Origin of the sequence: Streptomyces sp. NPDC046759 (assembly GCF_040645475.1) — a bacterium.
In the GTDB taxonomy this organism is placed as follows: domain Bacteria; phylum Actinomycetota; class Actinomycetes; order Streptomycetales; family Streptomycetaceae; genus Streptomyces.
On sequence record NZ_JBEYYJ010000040.1, the window covers coordinates 35,581 to 53,460 of the forward strand.

A 17,880-nucleotide genomic window follows, 5' to 3' on the forward strand; every position below is an offset into this window, starting at 1 on the left:
CGGACGCTCGGCGCCGGGTACTGAAGGCGGCCGGTACGACGCGGGGCGTTCCCGTACGACGGGGCCCTCCTCAGCACGCCCGCCGCAGGTGCGCACCGGCGGCGGGCCCGAGGCTCACCCGAGACCCTCGCCGAGGGCGGCGATCGCCGGTGCGCCGTGTCCCGCGGCCGTCAACGGCGCGCGGATGTCGGCCTCGAGGTCGGGGACGTAGCCGAACAGGACATCGGCGGGTCCCTCCACCCGGACCTCGCCGAGCGCGGCCGGCAGCAACAGCGTCCGGGCAGGGTCCAGACGGCCGGTCCAGCCGCCGGCGGCGACCGTGACCGGGGCGCCGGCGTTGCTGAGGATCTGCGCCGTCGTGAAGGCGCGGGTCAGGCGGGCGGCGCCGACGGTCCAGCGTTCCAGGGCGAAATACGGCCCCGCGCACAGCACGGTGCGCGTCACCGCGTCCCCGTGCGGCACGCTCAGCCCCGGGTGGGGGACGGGCCGTGGATCGGGCCGCCACTCCTCCAGGAGCCGTTCGATGTTCGCCGTGCGCTCCCGTTCGTCCAGCGGCGCCCCGTCCTCCATCCGCCACGGCATGGCGTGCTGCTGGAGGTCGGAGGCCTGCTCGATCTCGTACACGAGCGTGCCCGGACCGAAGCTGTGCAGGGTGCCGCCGGGGACGTAGACGGTCTGCCCGGCGCGCAGCGGCAGGCGGCGCATGACCGAGTCGAATTCCTGTGCCAGCAGCGCCCGGCGCAGCTGCTCCCGGTCGACTCCGGGCCGGGTTCCGACCAGCGCCGTGGCCCCGGGCATGGCGTCCAGGACGTGCCACGCCTCGGTCTTGCCGTGGGACTCGCCCTCCAGTTCCCGGGCGGTGGCGTCGTCGGGGTGGAGATGCACCGGCAGGGGCCGTGCGGCGTCGACGAACTTGGTCAGCAGCGGGAAGTGCGGTCCGTGCGGGCGGTCGCCCAGCAGACCGTGGCTGTGGTCGGCCATGAGCCCGCGCAGGCTCTGCCCGGCCAGTGGGCCCTCGGCGACCGTCGCCTCCTCGCCGTCGACGTCGCCGACCTCCCACGTCTCGGCGACGGGGCCCTCGGGCAGACCGGTGCGGCCCAGTCTGCCGGCGAGGGCTCCACCGCCGAAGACGTGCTGTCTGACCGGCGTGGTCAGCCGCAGCGGGTACCAGACCACCAGGCCCCGCATGTCAGCCGGACGCATTCTCGACGCGCATGCGCACCTGTTCCTCCAGGCGCCGCAGGCTGCCGTCCAGCGCGTCGCACACGGCCTGTTCGCCGGGGTCGTGACCGGCGTCGAAGAACGACAGGTGCACGGTCACCTCGCTGGCCCCGCTGCCGATACCGGACACCTGCAGCCAGCCGGCGTAGTCGCCCTGCTCCCGGGTGCCCCACTCCAGGCGCATCTGGTCCCGCTGCGCCCGCAGCAGGGCGGGGGTGTCCTCGCCGGAACGGTCCTCGTGGACGGTGACGGCGGGCGGGTCCTCGGCGTCCACGTGCAGGGCTTCCGGGAGCCACGCGTCGAGCTGGCCGAGGTTGGCCGCCTGGTCGAAGACCTGCTCGGGCTGTGCGGGCATCGTGCGGGAGCGTTCGTATTCGCCCATGGTCAAACCGCCCCTTCGCTCGGAAGTGGTACCCCGACCGCGTGCCCCTTCCGCGGAGACCGAAAAGTCCGTTATGGCCCCCACATCGCGACCGGCGCCCCGTCAGCCGCGAACTTGTCTGGTCAAGTTTGGTCATGGTTCTTCCGCTCGACAGCGACGACCACTACTCATGTCCCGTTCGTTGCGCACAGACAGGCCGTGCGGGCGTCTCCTTCACGGCATCCTCACCAACGGGACGAGGTACTACGTATGCGACTGCGCTGGAGATCCCTCGGCGGGCTTCTCGCCCTCCACGGCGCACTGATCGTCGCCGCTCCCGCCCCTGCCACGGCGGCCGGGACCAGCGGCAACCTGATCGTCAACGGCGATGCGGAGAGCGGCGGATACTGCACCGGCGACTGGTCGGCCGCCACCACGGTCCCCGGCTGGACCACCGAGGCCGGCGGCCCCGACGTCATGTGTCACAGTGTCGCCTCCTTCGGTCTGCCGAGCGACGGCAGGACACCGGGCAAGGCCTTCTTCGGGCCCGGCAACTTCGGCGACGGAGCGATGACGCAGACCGTCGACGTCTCCTCGGCCGCCTCGGCCATTGACGGCGGGGCAGTGCACTACAACCTCGCCGGCTGGCTCGGCGGCTGGACCACCTACAGCGGTTACGTGGCGGTCAGCCTGCACTTCCACGACGGCAGCGGCCGCCCTGTCGGCCCCGCCGCCAAGCTGCCCACCGTGTCCGCGAGCGACCGGGGCCTGGCCACCAAGTTCCTCTCGCGCAGCGCCACCGGCGCGGTCCCGGCCGGCACCCGGTCCATCCAGGTCGAGGTGCAGTTCCTGTCGACGAACAGTGAGACCGGCTACCTCGACAACCTCTCCCTCACCCTGGACACCCCGGTCACGGCGCCCGCCCCGCTCGCCCCGCCCGTCTCCAAGGTCCCGGGCTACGACCACGTGTTCACGGTGATGATGGAGAACACCGACTACTCCGAGGTCATGAACGACCCGGCGGACACGCCCTACATGCACAGCCTGATGTCCCAGGGCGCCACGCTCACCGACTACCACGGCGTCTACCACCCCAGCGACGAGAACTACCTCGCCATCGCCGGCGGTGACACCTACGCCAAGGGCGCCACCTACTTCCCGGACATCAACTCCCCGCAGCGCAACCTCGGCGACACCCTGGAGGCGGCCGGCAAGACCTGGAAGGCCTACGAGCAGGGCATGGGCACCCCCTGCAACACCAAGAACGACCACGACAGTTACTACGAGCCCGACGACGCGCCCTTCATCAACTACACCGACATCAGCGGTGACGCCACGCGCTGCGCAGCCCACCTGTTCGACACCACTCAGCTGACCACCGACCTGAAGTCCGCGGCCACCACGCCGAACTTCTCCTGGATCGCCGCCGACGACTACTACGACGGCGAGGCCTCGGGCAACGGCAACGCCACCAGCCTGAAGACCCAGGACGGCTGGCTGAAGCAGACCCTCGCCCCGGTCCTCGCCTCCCCGGCCTGGACGCAGCAGCGCTCACTGCTCGTGCTGACCTGGGACGAGAGTCAGAACGAGGGCTACAACCACGTGGTCACCACGGTCGTCGGCTCCCAGGGCACCGTGCCGGCCGGGACCAGCAGCCCGCTCCACTACGACCACTACGGTGTCGCCCGCACCGTCGAATCCGCCCTCGGCCTGCCCGGCCTCACGGCCAACGACACCTACGCGACGCCGCTCAACGCCGCCTTCGCGCCGTCCACCGCGAACACGCCCACCCTCACGGGTGACCTCGACGCAGTCTCCGACGGCGGCAACGTCACCTTCCGCTACTCGGTGCCCTCGGCGGCCCAGGCGAACGCCAGGAACTGGATCGGCATCTACCCGGCGGGCGTCACCCCGGGCAAGCAGTCCTCGCTCACCTGGGCCTACGCGTCGAACGCCAGCGGCGCCCTGACCTTCCCGACCGGCAAGCTCAAGGGTGCGGGGACGTACGACGTGTACTACCTCGCCAACGACGGCTACTCGGTGCTGGCCGGACCGTTCTCCCTGACCGTCGGCTGATCCCGCGGTGAAAGGGGCCCACGCACCGCCGCGCGGCGGATTGGCGGAAAGCCTCGCGGATCCTCGTCCCGTGACCGGCTGCCTCCTCCGCCTTCTCCATGCGGCCGGCGCGTGGGCCCGGTGTGCGCCGCACCCCGTGACCGGGATCACATCCCCAGGGAGATGGCGATGCGGGTCAGCTCGGCGGTGTTGGTGATGTTGAACTTGGCCCGGATGCGGCGCAGGTAGGCGTCCACGGTGTGGGTGGACAGTCCCATGTGCCGGGCGGTCTGGAGGTAGGTGCGGCCCGCGGCGATGTGCCGGAGTGTCTCCCGCTCGCGCGGAGCCAGCGCGGGGGCGGGGGCTTCGGTGTGCGGCGTGGCGAGAGTGGCGCTCATGCTGGTGTCCTCCGGACGAGGGCTTTGACCGTTTAGGGCGATTTGCCCTTGTTCCTCCAGGTTGCTCATCGCACGTCATGGCGACGTCCGCCGCCTGTCACAGGCGTGTCACAGCGGACCGGAAACGGTGTGAAAGTTCAAGATTCCGACTGGTCCGGACCACCTGGTTCACCACGCCGCACGGCAGGGACGGCCGGCCGCGTCAGCCGTCGGAGCCGGCCGCTGGACGCCCGGACCCGACGTCCACGGCGTCCGCGGTGAGACCGGCCCGATGGGCGAACAGGGCGGCCTGCACCCGGTTTTGCAGAGTGAGCGCCACGCTCACCGTCACCGACGCGTACCGGGCGAGGGCGTACACGCCGAGCATCAGCAGGAACGGCCCCGGGATCTTCGCCGGAACCGGGCCGAGCACCTGGAAGAGGACGTACAGCGCGGTCATCGCGGCGAGAGCGGCCGCGGGGCGGGTCCGCCGCCACAGCAGGGGCACCGTCTGCGCGCCCCACAGGGCCACGCCCCAGACCGGCGGCCGCGGCGTACGGTCCAGCACCGTGACCATGTCGAGCACGGTGAGGCCGCCGATCCACAGCACGTCCGTCAGACGTGGTCGGCCGGCGAGCCAGTGCTGTGCGGCTCGGGGCAGGGCGTTCACCTGGGTGGTCATCTCGGTCCGTCAGGCTAGACGACGGACAGGTCGGGGCGGATCCACCGCCGGGCGCACATCGAAAGGTGCGTCACCGCGCCGAGGAGCCGCATCGAGCCCGAGGCGAGGCCGGGGCGGGCGGCCCTAGCGTCCCGAGCATGACGAACGGTCCCAGCCGACGGCACAACCGCCCTCGCGCCCGGTACGCGCCCGCCGGCACTCGTGGCCCCTCCTGCTGCTCGGCACCGGCGCCATGCTCCTCGCGGTCGGTGGCCGGTAGGACGTCGCGGCCGCCGCCTGGATCTTCCCGGCCCTGCTGCTGCGCTTCAGCCGACTGAGCCGCGCCTGGTCCGGGCGCTGTGGGTCTGGTCGGCCCAGCTCGGGGCCGCCGTCTTCTGGGTCCAGGAGTCCGCGATCGGCTTCGACGCCGTGGTGCTCGCCGGAGCGGTCGCGCTGGGCGCCCTGCAGACGCTGCCCTTCCCGGCCGACCGCCTCCTGGTGGACCGGCTGCGACCGGCGCCGGCCGCCCTGGTCTTTCCGGCCGGTGTCGCCGCCGCCGAGTTCCTGATCACCCTGCTGTCCCCGTTCGGCACGGCCTACGGCTCCCTGGCCGTCACCCAGCACGCGGACCTGCCGCTCCTCCAGGTCGTCTCCGTCACCGGCCCCTGGGGCATCGGCTTCCTCATCGGTTACGTCGCGAGCACGGTCAACCGTGTGGGGACCGCCCCACCTGGCGCGGCGGCGCCGTCTGCATCGCCGTCCTGGTGAGCGTCCTGCTGGCCGGCGGCGCCCGGCTGGCCTTCTTCCCACCGCAGGCCACGAACGTACGCATCGCCGGGATCAGCCCGTCCCGCGCCGTGACCGAGCGGCTGAGGGCCACGCTCGACCGGTTCGCCGACGGGCGGGGCGGCGTCGCCGCGGCCCCCGCCGACGCGGTGCGGCCCGCCATGACCGCGGTCGAGAACAACCTGCTGGCCGCGACCCGCCGCGAGGCCGCCGCCGGCGCGAAGATCGTGATCTGGCCGGAGGAAGCCGTCCGGACCCAGGAGGCCCAGACGCCCTCCGTCATCGCCGCGGCCCGGGCACAGGCCCGCCGGTCGGGTGTCTACCTGGAGATCGGAATCCGGGTGTACAGCACCACCGCGCCCGCCTACGGCCGGGACGAGGCGGTCCTCGTCGACCCCCACGGCACGGTGCTGTGGACCTACCAGAAGGCCCGCCCCGTCCCCGGTTCGGAGCGGTTCACGCCGGGAGACGGCCACGTGCCCGTCGTCCGCACCGCGTACGGCCGGCTCGCCGACGTCATCTGCTACGACGCCGACTTCCCGGCCCTGATGCGCACGCGGGCCGACATCATGCTCATGCCCGCGCACGACTGGAAGGAGTACGGCGGCGCGCACACCGACAAGGCGGTCCTGGCCGCCGTCGAGGGCGGGTACGCGCTGATCCGCCAGGACGCGGAGGGTGTCTCTGCCGCGTACGACGACCAGGGCCAGGTCCTCGCCACCGCCGACTACTTCACGGCCGGGCGGCAGGCCATGGTCGCCCAGGTGCCGGTGCGGGGCGCCACCACGGTCTACGACCGCGTCGGCGACACCTTCGCCGGCTCTGTCTGGCAGCCCTGGCGGCGCTCACCGCCACGGCCCTCGTTCGCCCCTGCCGCCCGGCGGGCCGCTGACCACGGACTACGCCACGGCCTGACGTGCCGTCCGCTCCACCAGGGAGATCCCGTCGCTCATCGAGGCGCTGCCGTTCGACAGCACCGCGACGAGGTACCGGTGCCCCTTGACGGTGACCTGGCCGACGCTGTTGACGTCCCACAGGCCGGAGGTGTTGCGCTGCAGCCAGCCGTTCTTCAGTGCCCGAGGGGAGCCGGAGCCGCCGGCCGCGGAGACGCCCCAGCTCTGTTCGGGGACGACACGGCTCATCAGGGTCCGGATGTAGGTCCGGGACGTGGCGTTCAGCGCGGCGGGACCGGACGCGGCCTTCGTGTCGCCGTCGAACACGGTCCTGAGCAGCCGTATCTGGTCGCTCGCGGTCGTCCGGGTCAGCCCCCACTTGAGGCCGGGGCCGGCCGTGGTCGCCGTCAGTCCCAGCCGTTCGTTGGCCGCCGCCAGCCCGGAGGCCCGGCCGATCTCGCGCCAGAGCGCGTCCGCCGCCGTGTTGTCGCTGCGCTCGATCATGGGCTCGGCACGGCCGCGCTCCTCGGCGGTGAGCTGCCGCCCCGCGTCCTGCGCCTGCAGGAGGAGCGCCGCGAGGATGTCGACCTTGACGATGCTGGCGGTGTCGTACGCGCTGTCCTGCCCGTGCACCACCGGTGTGCGGCCGGCTCCGTCCAGGTCGAGGACGGCGGCGGTGGCGTGCGGAGAAGCGACCGGTGCGGCGGCCGGCGCGGCGGAGGCCGGGTGCAGCGCGCCGGCGGAGACGAGGGCCGCGACCGAGGCGAGCAGGGCGCCGGTCCGGATGCGGGTGGTGGCGGGGGAGGGGCGAGACGACATGGCCCCGAACGTAAACAAAACGTGCCCCGAGCGGCGTGGCACCCGTCACCTTTGCGGGTGTTCACGGCGAATTGTGAGAAGGGCCACTTTCCCACCAATGGGGCGGATTGCGGCGCCGCGGCCGTCGTGCGACGGCGTGTATGCGCCGCCCGGTGACGCGGCTCACCTATCGTCGGCCGGACACCGACATCCGGAGTGATGATGGAAAGAACGGATGAACTGGTAGGTGTGGCTGAGGGTGTGACGGTCGTACCCGTGGTTTCGCCGTCCGTGCGACGCATCCGGCCCCGGCTCCGGCCGCGCGGCGCCGCCCTCGCCGTCGCCGCCGGCGTCGCGGCCGTACTCCTGCTCGGCGGCACCCAGTGGCTGGACCAGCCCGCCGTCCAGGCCTGGCGCACCGTCTGTCTCGCCATCACCGTTCAGGCGCTCCCCTTCCTGCTCCTCGGCACCGCCTTGTCCGGCGCCATCAACGCCTTCGTGCCGGCCGGCCTGTTCACCAGGGTGCTGCCGAAGCGGCCCGCCCTTGCCGTACCCGTCGCCGGCATGGCGGGCGCGGTACTGCCGGGCTGCGAGTGCGCCTCCGTCCCGGTCGCGGGCAGCCTGATCCGACGCGGTGTCACCCCGGCCGCCGCCTTCGCCTTCCTGCTCTCCGCGCCCGCCGTCAACCCCGTCGTGCTGACCGCGACCGCCGTCGCCTTCCCGGGGGACCCCGCGATGGTCGCCGCCCGGCTGCTCGCCTCCCTGGGCACGGCGGCCGTGATGGGCTGGCTCTGGCTCTGGCTGGGCAAGGAGAAATGGCTGCGGCCGGTCCTGCGGCACCGGCACACCGGCCACCGGCCCGGCCACAGCCGCCTGCGTGAGTTCCGGCTCGGTTTCCAGCACGACTTCCTGCACGCCGGCGGCTTTCTCGTGTTCGGCGCCATGGCCGCCGCCACCTTCAACGTCACGGTGCCGCGTTCCGTCCTCGACACCTTCTCGGGATCACCCTGGCTGTCGGTGTGCTTCCTGGCCGGCCTCGCCGTGCTGCTGGCGGTCTGCTCGGAGGCCGACGCGTTCGTCGCGGCCTCGCTCGCCGGATTCTCCCCGACCGCGCGGCTCGCGTTCATGGTGGTCGGCCCGATGGTCGACCTGAAACTGATCGCTCTTCAGGCGGGCACCTTCGGACGGTCCTTCGCCTGGCGGTTCTGCACGGCCACCACCGTCGTGGCGGTCGCCGCGAGCGTCCTGACCGGGAGCGTACTGCTGTGAAACGCCCCGTCCAGGCCCTGCTCCTGACGCTGAGCGGCATCGGCCTGCTGCACACGGCACTGTTCACCGACACCTATCTGCGCTACGTCAAGCCCGGCCTGCGACCACCGCTGATCGCCTCCGGCGCCGTCCTCCTGCTGCTCGGCCTGGCCGCTGCGGCCACCCGGGACGCACACCGGCACACCGGCCGAGACGACGATGCGCGCACTCACGGCCACGACCACGAGCACACTCCCGACCACACTGACGAGCACGGCCACGACCACACCGACGAGCACGGTCACGACCACTCCGGCGGTGCCCCGCGCATCGCCTGGCTGCTGTTCCTCCCGGCGGTCAGCCTGCTCTTCCATGCTCCGCCCGCCCTGGGCGCCTACACCGCCGCACGCTCGAACACCAAGTCCGTCGCCGTGCAGAGGGGCTTCGCGCCTCTCCCCGCGACCTCACCGCTGCCGCTGACCCTCACGGACTTCACCAAGCGCGTCCAGCAGGATCGCAGCCGCGCCATCCGGATCCGGGTCGTCCGGCTCACGGGTTTCGTCACCCCGGCCGAGGACGGCCACGGCTGGTATCTGACCCGCATCATCTTCACGTGCTGCGCGGCGGACTCACAGACCGTCAAGGTCCGGGTGTACGGCGCCGGGACGCCACCAGCGAACACCTGGCTCGCGGTGACCGGCACCTGGCACCCCCGGGGCACCCTCGGCACGAGGACCGCGCAGGCGGCCCTCGACGCCAAGGACACCCGCCCCATCGCCCAGCCGGTGAACGCCTACACCGACGACCTGCCGCTCACACCGTCCTAGCCGCCGTACCGCCACGCTCCCGGCGTACGGGGCGCCGGTCGCCCGGATCCCTTCGCCGGCAGGGCGGCCGCGTCGGTCAGGAGCACCCCCGTCACCCGACACGGCCCGAATCCGCACGACCTGCGCTCCCGGTCAGTGCCATGCCCTCGTGGGTGCGGAGGACCATGTCGCCGCCGTGCAGGGCGTGATCGACCGGGCGGACGCCGCGCCGTGTCTGCCGCGTGAAGACGACCCTCCCGCAGGGCCTCCACGGGGACAGATCGATGTGCCGAGGCGCCGGCTCGCCATCACGGACCATGCCCGGCTTCTTCGCGGGTGCGTGACGTGCTCCTCGCCTGCCCCGGCCCGGTTCACGGCCCGGCACGGCCGGAACGGAGCGACACCGCGGGGGATCGGTGCCGCTCCTGAGCCCCACTGTCGCCCACACCGTGCCGTCCTCCCAGGGCCCTTCGGTCCCCGGCCACGGGGCCGGACGGCCCGACTCCGCTCGCCGGTGGGGTCCGGCCGTCCGGGGGGCGGCACGCGGGGCTTCCGTACGCGCACCGCATCCGCCACCGCACTCACCCCGCCGACATCCGGTTTGAGGTGCACGATGGTGTCGTGACCACTCGACGGCCGGGCCCGGCGACCATCCCGAGTCCGCCCGCCGCCCGCCCGGCGTGAGCCCGTCCGGCGAGGCGGGAGTGGATGGAGTGTGCGGCGAAGACGCCGGTGCGCGAAGAGGAGGCGGTGACGATGAACCGGACACCTCCCACGACGGTCACCCGGCTGCGGGGGTGGCGCTGGCGACGCAATCCGCTCCGACGGCACAGCGACGTCGTCGAGGCCTGGATCGTCCTTGCGACCTGGCTGCTCGCCGTGCTCGGCGGAGCCGTCGCGGGTCTCGCGGCGGCCCACTCCGCGGGCTCGGCGTTCGCCGCCCGGCAGGCCCAGGTGCACGCCGTGTCCGCCGTGCTCACCGATGGCGCTGCGCGGACCCCGGCCTCCGGGACCGGCTACGACGACGGACGGGTGTGGACCACCGTGCGCTGGACGGACGCCCACGGCACCGTGCACACCGAGCGGGCGAAGGTCCTCCCGGGCACCCCCGCCGGAGCCCAGGTGACGGTGTGGACCAACCCCGCGGGCCGCGTGGTCTCCGCGCCCCTCACCGGCACCGCTGCGGACCTGCAGGCCGCCCTCACCGGAGCCCTCGTCGCCCCGTCGGCCGGTGCGGCGGTCTGGGGCGTGGGATGGGTGGTCCGCGCCCGGCTGATCCGGCGGCGCATGGCCGAGTGGGACGAGGAGTGGAAGCAGATCGGGCCGAGGTGGGGGAACCTCAGCGGGGGACGAGGCTGAACGGGGAACAGGCACCCCGCAGGCGGCCGCGCCCGGAGCCGGTGGTGCGGAAAGACGCACAAAGACGACAAGGACGCACGAGGAGCCGGAGCGCAAGGACGGGAAGGGCCATCCGCTTCTCGCGGATCCGGATTGCGCGGTGCACGACTCTCGGCCGCTTCTCCGCGTCTGTTCTCGGTCCTTCCCGCCACTACCAGCACACCACGGAAACCGCCGTCTTACCAGGCCCGGCGCCCTCCAGGGGCGGCCCGTCACCCGGCCCGTGACCCGCAAGGCCCGTTCCTGCTCCTCACTGGCGACCCGGACCCGGCCGGAGCCGGGCCGGTGCGGCATCCGCGTCGTCCGGACGTGCCCGGCCGGGCGGTCTCAGCCGGCCATGGCCGCGCGCACCGTCGGATAGCAGCCGAGGAGAGTGGTGACACCGACGAGCTCCAGAGTGCGCAGGACGCTGTCGCGTACCCCGGCCAGACGCAGACAGCCGTCCGGGCCGTGGGCGTGGTGGGCGGCGATCAGGGCGTTGATGCCGCTGGAGTCCATGAACGCCACGCCCGCGAGGTCCGCCACGGTGCGTGCCGTCGTCGCCGGGGCCACGGGCGTCAGCGCCCGGCGCAGAGCACCGGAGGTGTGGTGGTCGATCTCGCCGGAGACCGTGACGACCGTGAAGCCGTCGACCCCGGCGCGGCTGATCGCCAGCTGGTCCGGTGCGCCCGAGCCGTTCGTGTCTGCGGTGTCTGCCACGAGCCCTTCGACCTCGTTCGGTGATCGCTGACCTGACTCGACCTGAGTCCTTTCCACCGTGGCAGGTGCCCGGGATCCCGCCGAGAATGCCTGATCGGCGCCTCGACGTCCGGGTGTGCGGTACGCGCCGCCCGTGCCACGGCCGTGACGGCACCGGCTCAGCGACGTCGCCGAATGCAGCGGCCTCCGGAACGGGCCGGCGCGGACGGTGAGTTGGCCGAGCGGACCTGCCGGTGGAGCCGGGCGGCCGGGTGGGCGCGCTCGTCGGTGAAGAGGGCACGGCGCCCCCGGGGAGGAGGCGGCCGAGCAGCCCTGCGGGAGCGGTGATCCGCTCACGCGGGCCGCCCGGCAGGGCGCAGGCGTACGGTGTGGTGTCGGGCAGCACCGCCACCGGTGTGGACGGCAGCCCCCGCAAGGCCGCACTCGCCCGCCGCCTGCCCGGTGTTGACGCAGCAGGACACGGCCGCAGGCCCTACCACGGTGAGGAGCGCGGGGGTCGTGGGCTTGCCGGCCATCTCGAGCCGCGGCATCCCCGCGCGCACCCGGGGTCCGACCAGCCCGTCCGGCTGGGGACTGCCGGGCAGCCGGGCCGTGCCGACCACCGTCAGCAGCGCCGGACACAGCGTGCTGCCACGGCAGATCGCCGCCGTCGGTGCGCGACTGCCCCCGGGTGGGGTCAGTCGCGGGAGTTGCCGAACAGGACGCGGTAGCCGATGAGCAGGACCAGGGATCCGGCGACCGCCGCGCCCCAGGTGTAGAGGTCGAAGAAGTGCTTCTCCACCGGGCGGTCGAGGAAGCGGGCGGAGAGCCAACCGCCCACGAAGGCGCCCGCGACGCCGATGAGCGTGGTGCCGATCAGACCGCCCGGGTCGCGGCCGGGCAGCAGCATCTTGGCGATGGCTCCGGCGAGCAGGCCGAGAATGATCCAGCCGAGGATGCCCACGGTGTTGTCCTCCAGTCGGGGTCGGCTCCGCGCGTGCAGCCCGGACACCGAGACGTGGTTGCGTGTGTGCGCAAGCCTAGGGAGCGTTCGAGGCGGGCCGGCAAGAGGCGTCGGCCTCTGGTGATGACCCGTCGAGGTCCTGCTACATGATGAAGACATTGCGCAATCGTGGAACCTTGAGGGCTCCACAGGCGTTGATCATGATGGACGCGGAAAGCGTGAGCGGCAGCGGAGGACGTGGATGAGTGTGTCCCTGACCAAGGGCGGCAATGTGTCGCTGAGCAAGCAGGCCCCCGGTCTGACTGCCGTGACGGTCGGGCTGGGCTGGCAGGCGGACACCGGGTACGAACCGGATGCCAGTGCGCTGCTCTGCGACCGGTCGGGCAAGGTGCTGTCCGACGAGCACTTCGTCTTCTTCAACAACCTGAGCAGTCCCGAGGGTTCGGTCCGCCACTGCGGCGCAGGCACCCCGGCCGACGGTGACGACCAGCGGATCCAGGTCGACCTGAGCAGGGTCCCGGACCAGGTCGAAAAGATCGTCTTTCCCGTGTCGCTCTACGAGGGCGCGAGCCGCGGCCAGGCCTTCGGCCAGGTGCGCCAGGCCCATATCCGCGTCCTTGACCAGGACAACGGCACCGAACTGGCCCGGTACGACCTCGCGCAAGGCGGCCTGTCGGCCGAGACCGCGCTGGTCTTCGGCGAGCTGTACCGGCATGGCGCCGAGTGGAAGTTCCGCGCGGTCGGGCAGGGTTATGCCGCGGGACTCGCCGGCATCGCCGCCGACTACGGCGTGACCCTGCTGCGGGACACCCCCGCGAAGACGACACGTCATCCGGCACAGAGCCCGGCGCCGTCCACCGCACCGCGGGAGAGTTCCGGTGCGTACGTGCCGCCGGTCCCACCCAAGCCCCCGGTCGCCGCTCCGCCGGCGCCGGCGTTCACCTCGTCCCCGCAACCGATCACCGGGAGTTCCAGCGTGACTTGTTTCTTCGACCCCAACCACGGCCCGGGCATCACGACCGTGTCCTGGTCCCCGCAGTGGGGCGTGCCCCGCCCGGTCGAGACCTGCGGCGCCTGCGCGCAGCGCGTGCAGACCACGGTGCCGCCGTTCTACACCCCTCCCCAGCAGGGCTATCCGCAGCCCGTGCAACAGGGTTACCCGCAGCCGGGCTACCCGCAGCAGGGCTATCCCCACCAGGGGTACCCCCAGCAGGGTTACGGCGAGTCGTACGCCGACCACGACCACCACCAGGGCGGCGGCCGGCGCTTCGGCGCGGGCGCGCTCATCGGCGCCGGCGCGGCAGGACTCATCGGCGGTGCGCTGCTCAACGAAGCGTTCGACGACGACGAGCCGGAGGTCGTGGTCAACAACTTCTACGAGGACTGAGTCCCCTCCTGCCCCTCGACGAGGACCGCATCCCTTCCCACCGGACGGGCTCCTTCTCCTCCGCTCCGCGTCCGCGCGCCCCGTCCCGGCCAGACCGGCCGTCCGTCCCGACGGCGCCCGGGCCGCCGGAACCGGGTGCCTACACTGGGTGGGCGGACATGCGGCGACGGTGACGAGGGCGGGGAGGGGAGAGCATGGTGACGGAGAGGTCCGCCGGCTTCGAGGACCCGGCCACCGAGGTGCTGGCGGAGGCCGCCGCGGCGTTCGGTCTGCTCGCCTCCTCCGCCCGGCTGCACCTGATGTGGGCGCTGTCGCAGGGGGAGAGCGATGTCACGCATCTCGCGGGCCGGGTGGGCGGAACGCTTCCCGCGGTCAGCCAGCATCTGGCCAAGCTGAGGCTCGGGGGGCTCGTCCGTTCCCGCCGCGAGGGCCGGCGGCAGGTCTACTACATCGACGACCCGGACGTCGTGCCCTTGGTCCGCGTGATGGTGGGGCAGCTCACCACACGCTCGCACCACGCCTCGGTCCCGGTCCCCGGACTGCGTGGCGTCGGCGGCTGAGCGGCCCCCTGGGGCAGGGGCGCCTTCTCTCCCGAGATCATCTTTCTTGTTCGCGTTATACGCCGCTCTTATACAGGGCGCGTAGACTCCCGCTCCTGTCCCGTCCCAGGTCCGCATGCAGGTCCATGAGATGCCTCACCTGTGAATCGTGTGCGTATCTGTGCAGTTCGGGCCACAGGTTTGTTAGATTGCGCAACCACGCAAGCAAGGGTGAGGCGGAGCGCTTCGCCCGCCCGTACTTCGCCGCGCGGTCCGGGCCGTACACCCCACGGCCCGGACTGACGGGCCCGACCGTTCATGGGAGTGGGAGATGAGCGACCCGTGGGACGGGCCCACCGGCCAGGCCACGCGCAACCGGGGCGCGCGGGTGCCCGGGCAGCGCGCGGCCGGACCTGATGGGGCGCGTCCTCCGGGAGGCCGGGCCGCCGCCCGGGCGGCGGCCCAATCGCGCGGCAGGCGGGCGCGCCGCGCCCGTCCGGCGGGCCGCGCCAGGAGGGTGCTGAAGACCCTCTCGATCGTCCTGTCGGTCCTCATCGTGGTCACGGCCGGTGCGGGCTGGTGGTTCTACGAGCACCTGAACGGCAACATCCACAGCGTCGCGCTCGACGGCAAGGGCGGCAGCGAGAAGGCCGACGCCTTCGGCCGCACCCCGATCAACATCCTGGTCATGGGTTCGGACGGCCGTACCAGCCAGGCCGACTGCAAGCTCGGCGGCGGCTGCTCCAGGACCGGGGTGCAGACCGGCAGCAACGCGGACGTGGAGATGGTGGTGCACATATCCGCCGACCGCTCCAACGCGACGGTGATGAGCATCCCGCGCGACACCATGACCAGGGTCCCGGCCTGCAAGGACAGCGAGTCCGGCCAGTCGACGGCCGGCTACTACGGCCAGATCAACAGCGCGCTGCAGTACGGCCCCGCCTGCCAGGTGGCCACCGTCCACGAGCTCACAGGCATCCCGATCGACCACTTCGTCAAGCTCGACTTCTCCGGCGTCGTGAAGATGTCCGACGCCGTCGGGGGCGTCCCCGTCTGTGTCAGCGACAACGTCTATGACACCTACTCCCACCTGAAGCTTTCCAAGGGCACCCACACCCTCAAGGGCGTCGCCGCCCTGGAGTTCGTGCGCTCCCGGCACGGCTTCGGCGACGGCAGCGACCTCGGCCGCACGATCTCGCAGCACATCTTCCTCAGCTCCATGATCCGCAAGTTCAAGAGCGCGGGCACGCTGACCGACCCCACCGCGGTCTACGGCCTGGCCGACGCCGCCACCAAGGCGCTGACCGTGGACGACGGCCTGGGCAGCGTGAAGAATCTGATCTCGCTCGCGTCGGACGTGAACAAGGTGCCGACGAAGCGGATGACGTTCACGACCATGCAGACGGCCCCCGACCCGAACAACAAGGAACGCGTGGTCGTGGGCTCGGGTGCCAAGACCCTGTTCTCCACCATCGCCAACGACCAGTCGCTCACCACGGGGTCCGGGACGAAGGCCGCGGCGGCCTCGGCGACCGCGAAGCCCACGGCTCCGGCCGTGCCCGCGTCGCAGATCGCCGTCACCGTGGAGAACGGCACCACCGTCACGGGCCGTGCCTCGGACATCGCGACCGCACTGACCGACCAGGGCTTCAGCTCGGCCACGACCACGGCCAACGCCCCGAGCCCGGCAGCGACCACCACCCTCACCTACGGTCCCGACCAGAAGGCGGAGGCGAAGACGGTCGCCCAGGCGCTCGGTGTGCCCTCCTCGAGCCTGAAGCAGGGCACCGGCACCGGCCTGACCCTGGTGATCGGCAGCGACTGGCCGAGCGGCACCGGCTATCCGGGCGGCAGTTCCTCGCCCGCGCCCGCCGACACCAAGGCCGCCGTCGGCGGCGCGCACGCCTCCACCGCCGCCGAGGCCAAGACCTGCGCCAAGGTCAGCCCCTACAGGACGGTCAGCCTGAACGGCGTCTCCATGACACCGTCCCAGGCGTACGCGGAGGCCCGTGGCAAGCCGGACTCCGACGCCTGACCGGAGCGACCGGGCTCATGGCCAGGTTGTACAGTTGCGCAAGAAAGCAAGTCGGAGAGGGGTGGGCGCGATGCTCCGCAACGGACTGGAACCCTGGCACCTGCTGGTCGTGGCGATCGTCGTGATCGCGCTGTTCGGCTCGAAGAAGCTGCCCGAGGCCGCCCGTGGACTGGGCAAGTCCATGCGCATCCTCAAGAGCGAGGCGAAGGCCATGAAGGAGGACGGCGCCGCGACGCCGTCCACCGCTCCCACGGACGCGAGCGGGCCGGCCGACTGAGCCGCGCCCGCCGCGCCGGTCAGGGGCTGGCGATGTCGAAGCCGTACCGCAGGGGCTCGCTGGTGACGGTGTAGTCGCGGCGGTACAGGTACACCGCGTCGGCGCGCATGCCGCCGGGCGGTGCGGCCTCCACCTGGCAGGGGTACGTCACCTGGATCACCCGCGGCCGGTCGGAGACCTTCATCCGCAGCCCGTCCGCCGGCCCTCCGTCGAGCACTGCGGTCTCCCAACCCGTCACCTCGGTAGTCTCCACGGCGGAAATTTTACGGGTTGCGCAAGTGTGGGGACCGTGACACAGGTCACTGACCGTGTCCAGCAGGCCCGAACACCGGACAGAACCGCCCGACGGGCGGCCCGGGCACGGGAGCCGGTCCAGCCTGCGGTCGCCGAGGCCCGTGCCGGTCTACGCGGGCCGCTGGGAGGCGGCCGCCTCGGGGCGCAGGTCGGCCAGGGTGAGCGGGTGGGCCGGTGGATCGGGCAGGGCGATACGGGTGTCCACCTGGAGATCGGGCCCGACGTGGAGCAGTTCGCCGGGGGCCATGAGCTGCCAGTGCGGGTTCTCGTCCATGCGCTCGCTGGCCACCACGACGGACGGGCGATCGCCCAGATGTGCCGAGCGCACCCGCAGATGGCCGTTGCGGCCGGTGTGGTCCAGGTGCCGCGTTCCGTGGTGACCGCCCGCCGAACGCCGCAGGACGTACAGCTCGTGGGTGGCGGGATAGCGCAGGGCCCACAGCTCCCGGTCGGTGATGAGGATGATGTTGAGGGCGTACAGGGGCAGGTTCCCGGCGACCCAGCGGGCCGCGGAGGCGAGGCCGGCGGAGACGTCCCCGCCGTGTGCCGCGGTCTCCCGGGTGACCAGGGCGAAGAAACGCTCGGAGTCGGTGTCGCCGTGCACCAGTGAGAGGTCCTCGCCCAGATGACGGTCGAGCCGGTCGAGACCCTCGATGACACCGTTGTGCGCCAGCAGCCGCCCGTCCTGCTCGAAGGGGTGCGTGTTGCGCACGTCCAGTCCTCCGGTCGAGGCGTACCGGATGTGCGCGAGGAAGGTGGCCGACTCGACCTCCCGGGCCTCCTGGGCGAAGACCCGGTCCTCGTAGGCTGCGATCGGTGCCTTGTGCACCTCCAGCGTGCCGTCCGGGCCGAAGTACCCGAGCCCCGTGCCGTCGGGTTCGCGATGGCTCTGCGCGCTGAGACTGTCGGGGGCGTCCAGCAGCCAGAACGTGGCGTGCGTGCGCAGCGGGGAGCTGATCAGCCCGAACAGTCGGCACACGACATCCTCCTCGTCACCCGCACTCCGCCGTACTGCGCCGGCACCCGGGCACCCGGGCGCCCGGACGACCATGGTGCCCCGCGCCGGACCTTCCCGCACGCGGCACCGACCGGCCGTCCGGTC

18 protein-coding genes and 1 pseudogene are annotated in these 17,880 nt (G+C 72.3%); 10 read left to right on the forward strand and 9 right to left on the reverse strand.

The window, feature by feature from the left end:
- Nucleotides 1–114: 114 nt before the first annotated feature.
- Entirely contained in the window at nt 115–1,188 is a 1,074-nt protein-coding gene (locus ABZ919_RS36970; protein ID WP_361257168.1) for a type I phosphomannose isomerase catalytic subunit, read from the reverse strand.
- 1 nt (nt 1,189) lies between these two features.
- Nucleotides 1,190–1,603, reverse strand: a complete 414-nt coding sequence (locus tag ABZ919_RS36975) for an SRPBCC family protein (RefSeq protein ID WP_361257171.1) — start codon at nt 1,601–1,603, stop codon at nt 1,190–1,192.
- A gap of 249 nt (nt 1,604–1,852) precedes the next feature.
- Between ABZ919_RS36975 and ABZ919_RS36980 the strand changes: the two genes are divergently transcribed.
- Nucleotides 1,853–3,658 (forward strand): alkaline phosphatase family protein, encoded by a 1,806-nt coding sequence (locus ABZ919_RS36980; protein WP_361257174.1) that lies wholly within the window; start codon nt 1,853–1,855, stop codon nt 3,656–3,658.
- Between the two features lie 146 nt (nt 3,659–3,804).
- Here the strand turns inward: ABZ919_RS36980 and ABZ919_RS36985 are convergent, their stop codons facing one another.
- Nucleotides 3,805–4,035, reverse strand: a complete 231-nt coding sequence (locus ABZ919_RS36985; RefSeq protein ID WP_361257177.1) for a helix-turn-helix transcriptional regulator — start codon at nt 4,033–4,035, stop codon at nt 3,805–3,807.
- 202 nt (nt 4,036–4,237) lie between these two features.
- Nucleotides 4,238–4,696 carry a hypothetical protein gene (locus tag ABZ919_RS36990; RefSeq protein WP_361257180.1) on the reverse strand — a complete coding sequence of 153 codons (459 nt, stop codon included), beginning with the start codon at nt 4,694–4,696 and terminating at the stop codon, nt 4,238–4,240.
- Nucleotides 4,697–4,897: 201 nt separating this feature from the next.
- Here ABZ919_RS36990 and ABZ919_RS36995 point away from each other — a divergent pair, with 201 nt between their 5' ends.
- Nucleotides 4,898–5,443, forward strand: coding sequence for a hypothetical protein (locus ABZ919_RS36995; RefSeq protein ID WP_361257182.1), 546 nt, complete (start codon nt 4,898–4,900; stop codon nt 5,441–5,443).
- A 179-nt stretch (nt 5,444–5,622) separates the two neighbouring features.
- A pseudogene (locus tag ABZ919_RS37000) lies at nt 5,623–6,153 on the forward strand (nitrilase-related carbon-nitrogen hydrolase); the annotation flags it as partial.
- Between the two features lie 207 nt (nt 6,154–6,360).
- Here ABZ919_RS37000 and ABZ919_RS37005 read toward each other — a convergent pair.
- Nucleotides 6,361–7,173 (reverse strand): serine hydrolase, encoded by an 813-nt coding sequence (locus ABZ919_RS37005; protein WP_361257185.1) that lies wholly within the window; start codon nt 7,171–7,173, stop codon nt 6,361–6,363.
- 228 nt (nt 7,174–7,401) lie between these two features.
- Between ABZ919_RS37005 and ABZ919_RS37010 the strand changes: the two genes are divergently transcribed.
- The 3 genes from ABZ919_RS37010 (at nt 7,402) to ABZ919_RS37020 (ending at nt 10,565) form a co-directional block, all read left to right on the forward strand.
- Complete coding sequence (locus tag ABZ919_RS37010; RefSeq protein WP_361257188.1) at nt 7,402–8,421, forward strand: permease; 1,020 nt, start codon at nt 7,402–7,404, stop codon at nt 8,419–8,421.
- Complete coding sequence (locus ABZ919_RS37015; protein ID WP_361257191.1) at nt 8,418–9,227, forward strand: TIGR03943 family protein; 810 nt, start codon at nt 8,418–8,420, stop codon at nt 9,225–9,227. Before ABZ919_RS37010 ends, ABZ919_RS37015 begins: the two co-directional genes overlap by 4 nt.
- Nucleotides 9,228–9,962: 735 nt before the next feature.
- Nucleotides 9,963–10,565 (forward strand): hypothetical protein, encoded by a 603-nt coding sequence (locus tag ABZ919_RS37020; protein ID WP_361257194.1) that lies wholly within the window; start codon nt 9,963–9,965, stop codon nt 10,563–10,565.
- 366 nt (nt 10,566–10,931) lie between these two features.
- On the opposite strand, the gene ABZ919_RS37025 is transcribed toward ABZ919_RS37020, so the two are convergent.
- Nucleotides 10,932–11,303, reverse strand: coding sequence for an STAS domain-containing protein (locus ABZ919_RS37025; RefSeq protein WP_361257197.1), 372 nt, complete (start codon nt 11,301–11,303; stop codon nt 10,932–10,934).
- Between the two features lie 676 nt (nt 11,304–11,979).
- Entirely contained in the window at nt 11,980–12,246 is a 267-nt protein-coding gene (locus ABZ919_RS37030) for a GlsB/YeaQ/YmgE family stress response membrane protein (RefSeq protein ID WP_361257266.1), read from the reverse strand.
- A gap of 241 nt (nt 12,247–12,487) precedes the next feature.
- On the opposite strand from ABZ919_RS37030, the gene ABZ919_RS37035 reads away from it, so the two are divergent.
- The 4 genes from ABZ919_RS37035 to tatA all read left to right on the forward strand — a co-directional run bounded on the left by ABZ919_RS37035 (nt 12,488) and on the right by tatA (nt 16,484).
- Nucleotides 12,488–13,633, forward strand: a complete 1,146-nt coding sequence (locus tag ABZ919_RS37035; protein ID WP_361257200.1) for a TerD family protein — start codon at nt 12,488–12,490, stop codon at nt 13,631–13,633.
- 194 nt (nt 13,634–13,827) lie between these two features.
- Nucleotides 13,828–14,193 (forward strand): metalloregulator ArsR/SmtB family transcription factor, encoded by a 366-nt coding sequence (locus ABZ919_RS37040; protein WP_361257203.1) that lies wholly within the window; start codon nt 13,828–13,830, stop codon nt 14,191–14,193.
- Between the two features lie 310 nt (nt 14,194–14,503).
- Complete coding sequence (locus ABZ919_RS37045) at nt 14,504–16,207, forward strand: LCP family protein (protein ID WP_361257207.1); 1,704 nt, start codon at nt 14,504–14,506, stop codon at nt 16,205–16,207.
- A 70-nt stretch (nt 16,208–16,277) separates the two neighbouring features.
- Nucleotides 16,278–16,484 carry a Sec-independent protein translocase subunit TatA gene (gene tatA / locus ABZ919_RS37050; protein WP_361257210.1) on the forward strand — a complete coding sequence of 69 codons (207 nt, stop codon included), beginning with the start codon at nt 16,278–16,280 and terminating at the stop codon, nt 16,482–16,484.
- A gap of 19 nt (nt 16,485–16,503) precedes the next feature.
- Here the strand turns inward: tatA and ABZ919_RS37055 are convergent, their stop codons facing one another.
- A complete protein-coding gene (locus tag ABZ919_RS37055; RefSeq protein ID WP_361257214.1) occupies nt 16,504–16,737 on the reverse strand; it encodes a hypothetical protein in 234 nt (77 codons plus the stop codon).
- A 150-nt stretch (nt 16,738–16,887) separates the two neighbouring features.
- Nucleotides 16,888–17,757, reverse strand: coding sequence for a class II glutamine amidotransferase (locus ABZ919_RS37060; RefSeq protein ID WP_361257217.1), 870 nt, complete (start codon nt 17,755–17,757; stop codon nt 16,888–16,890).
- Nucleotides 17,758–17,880: the final 123 nt, after the last annotated feature.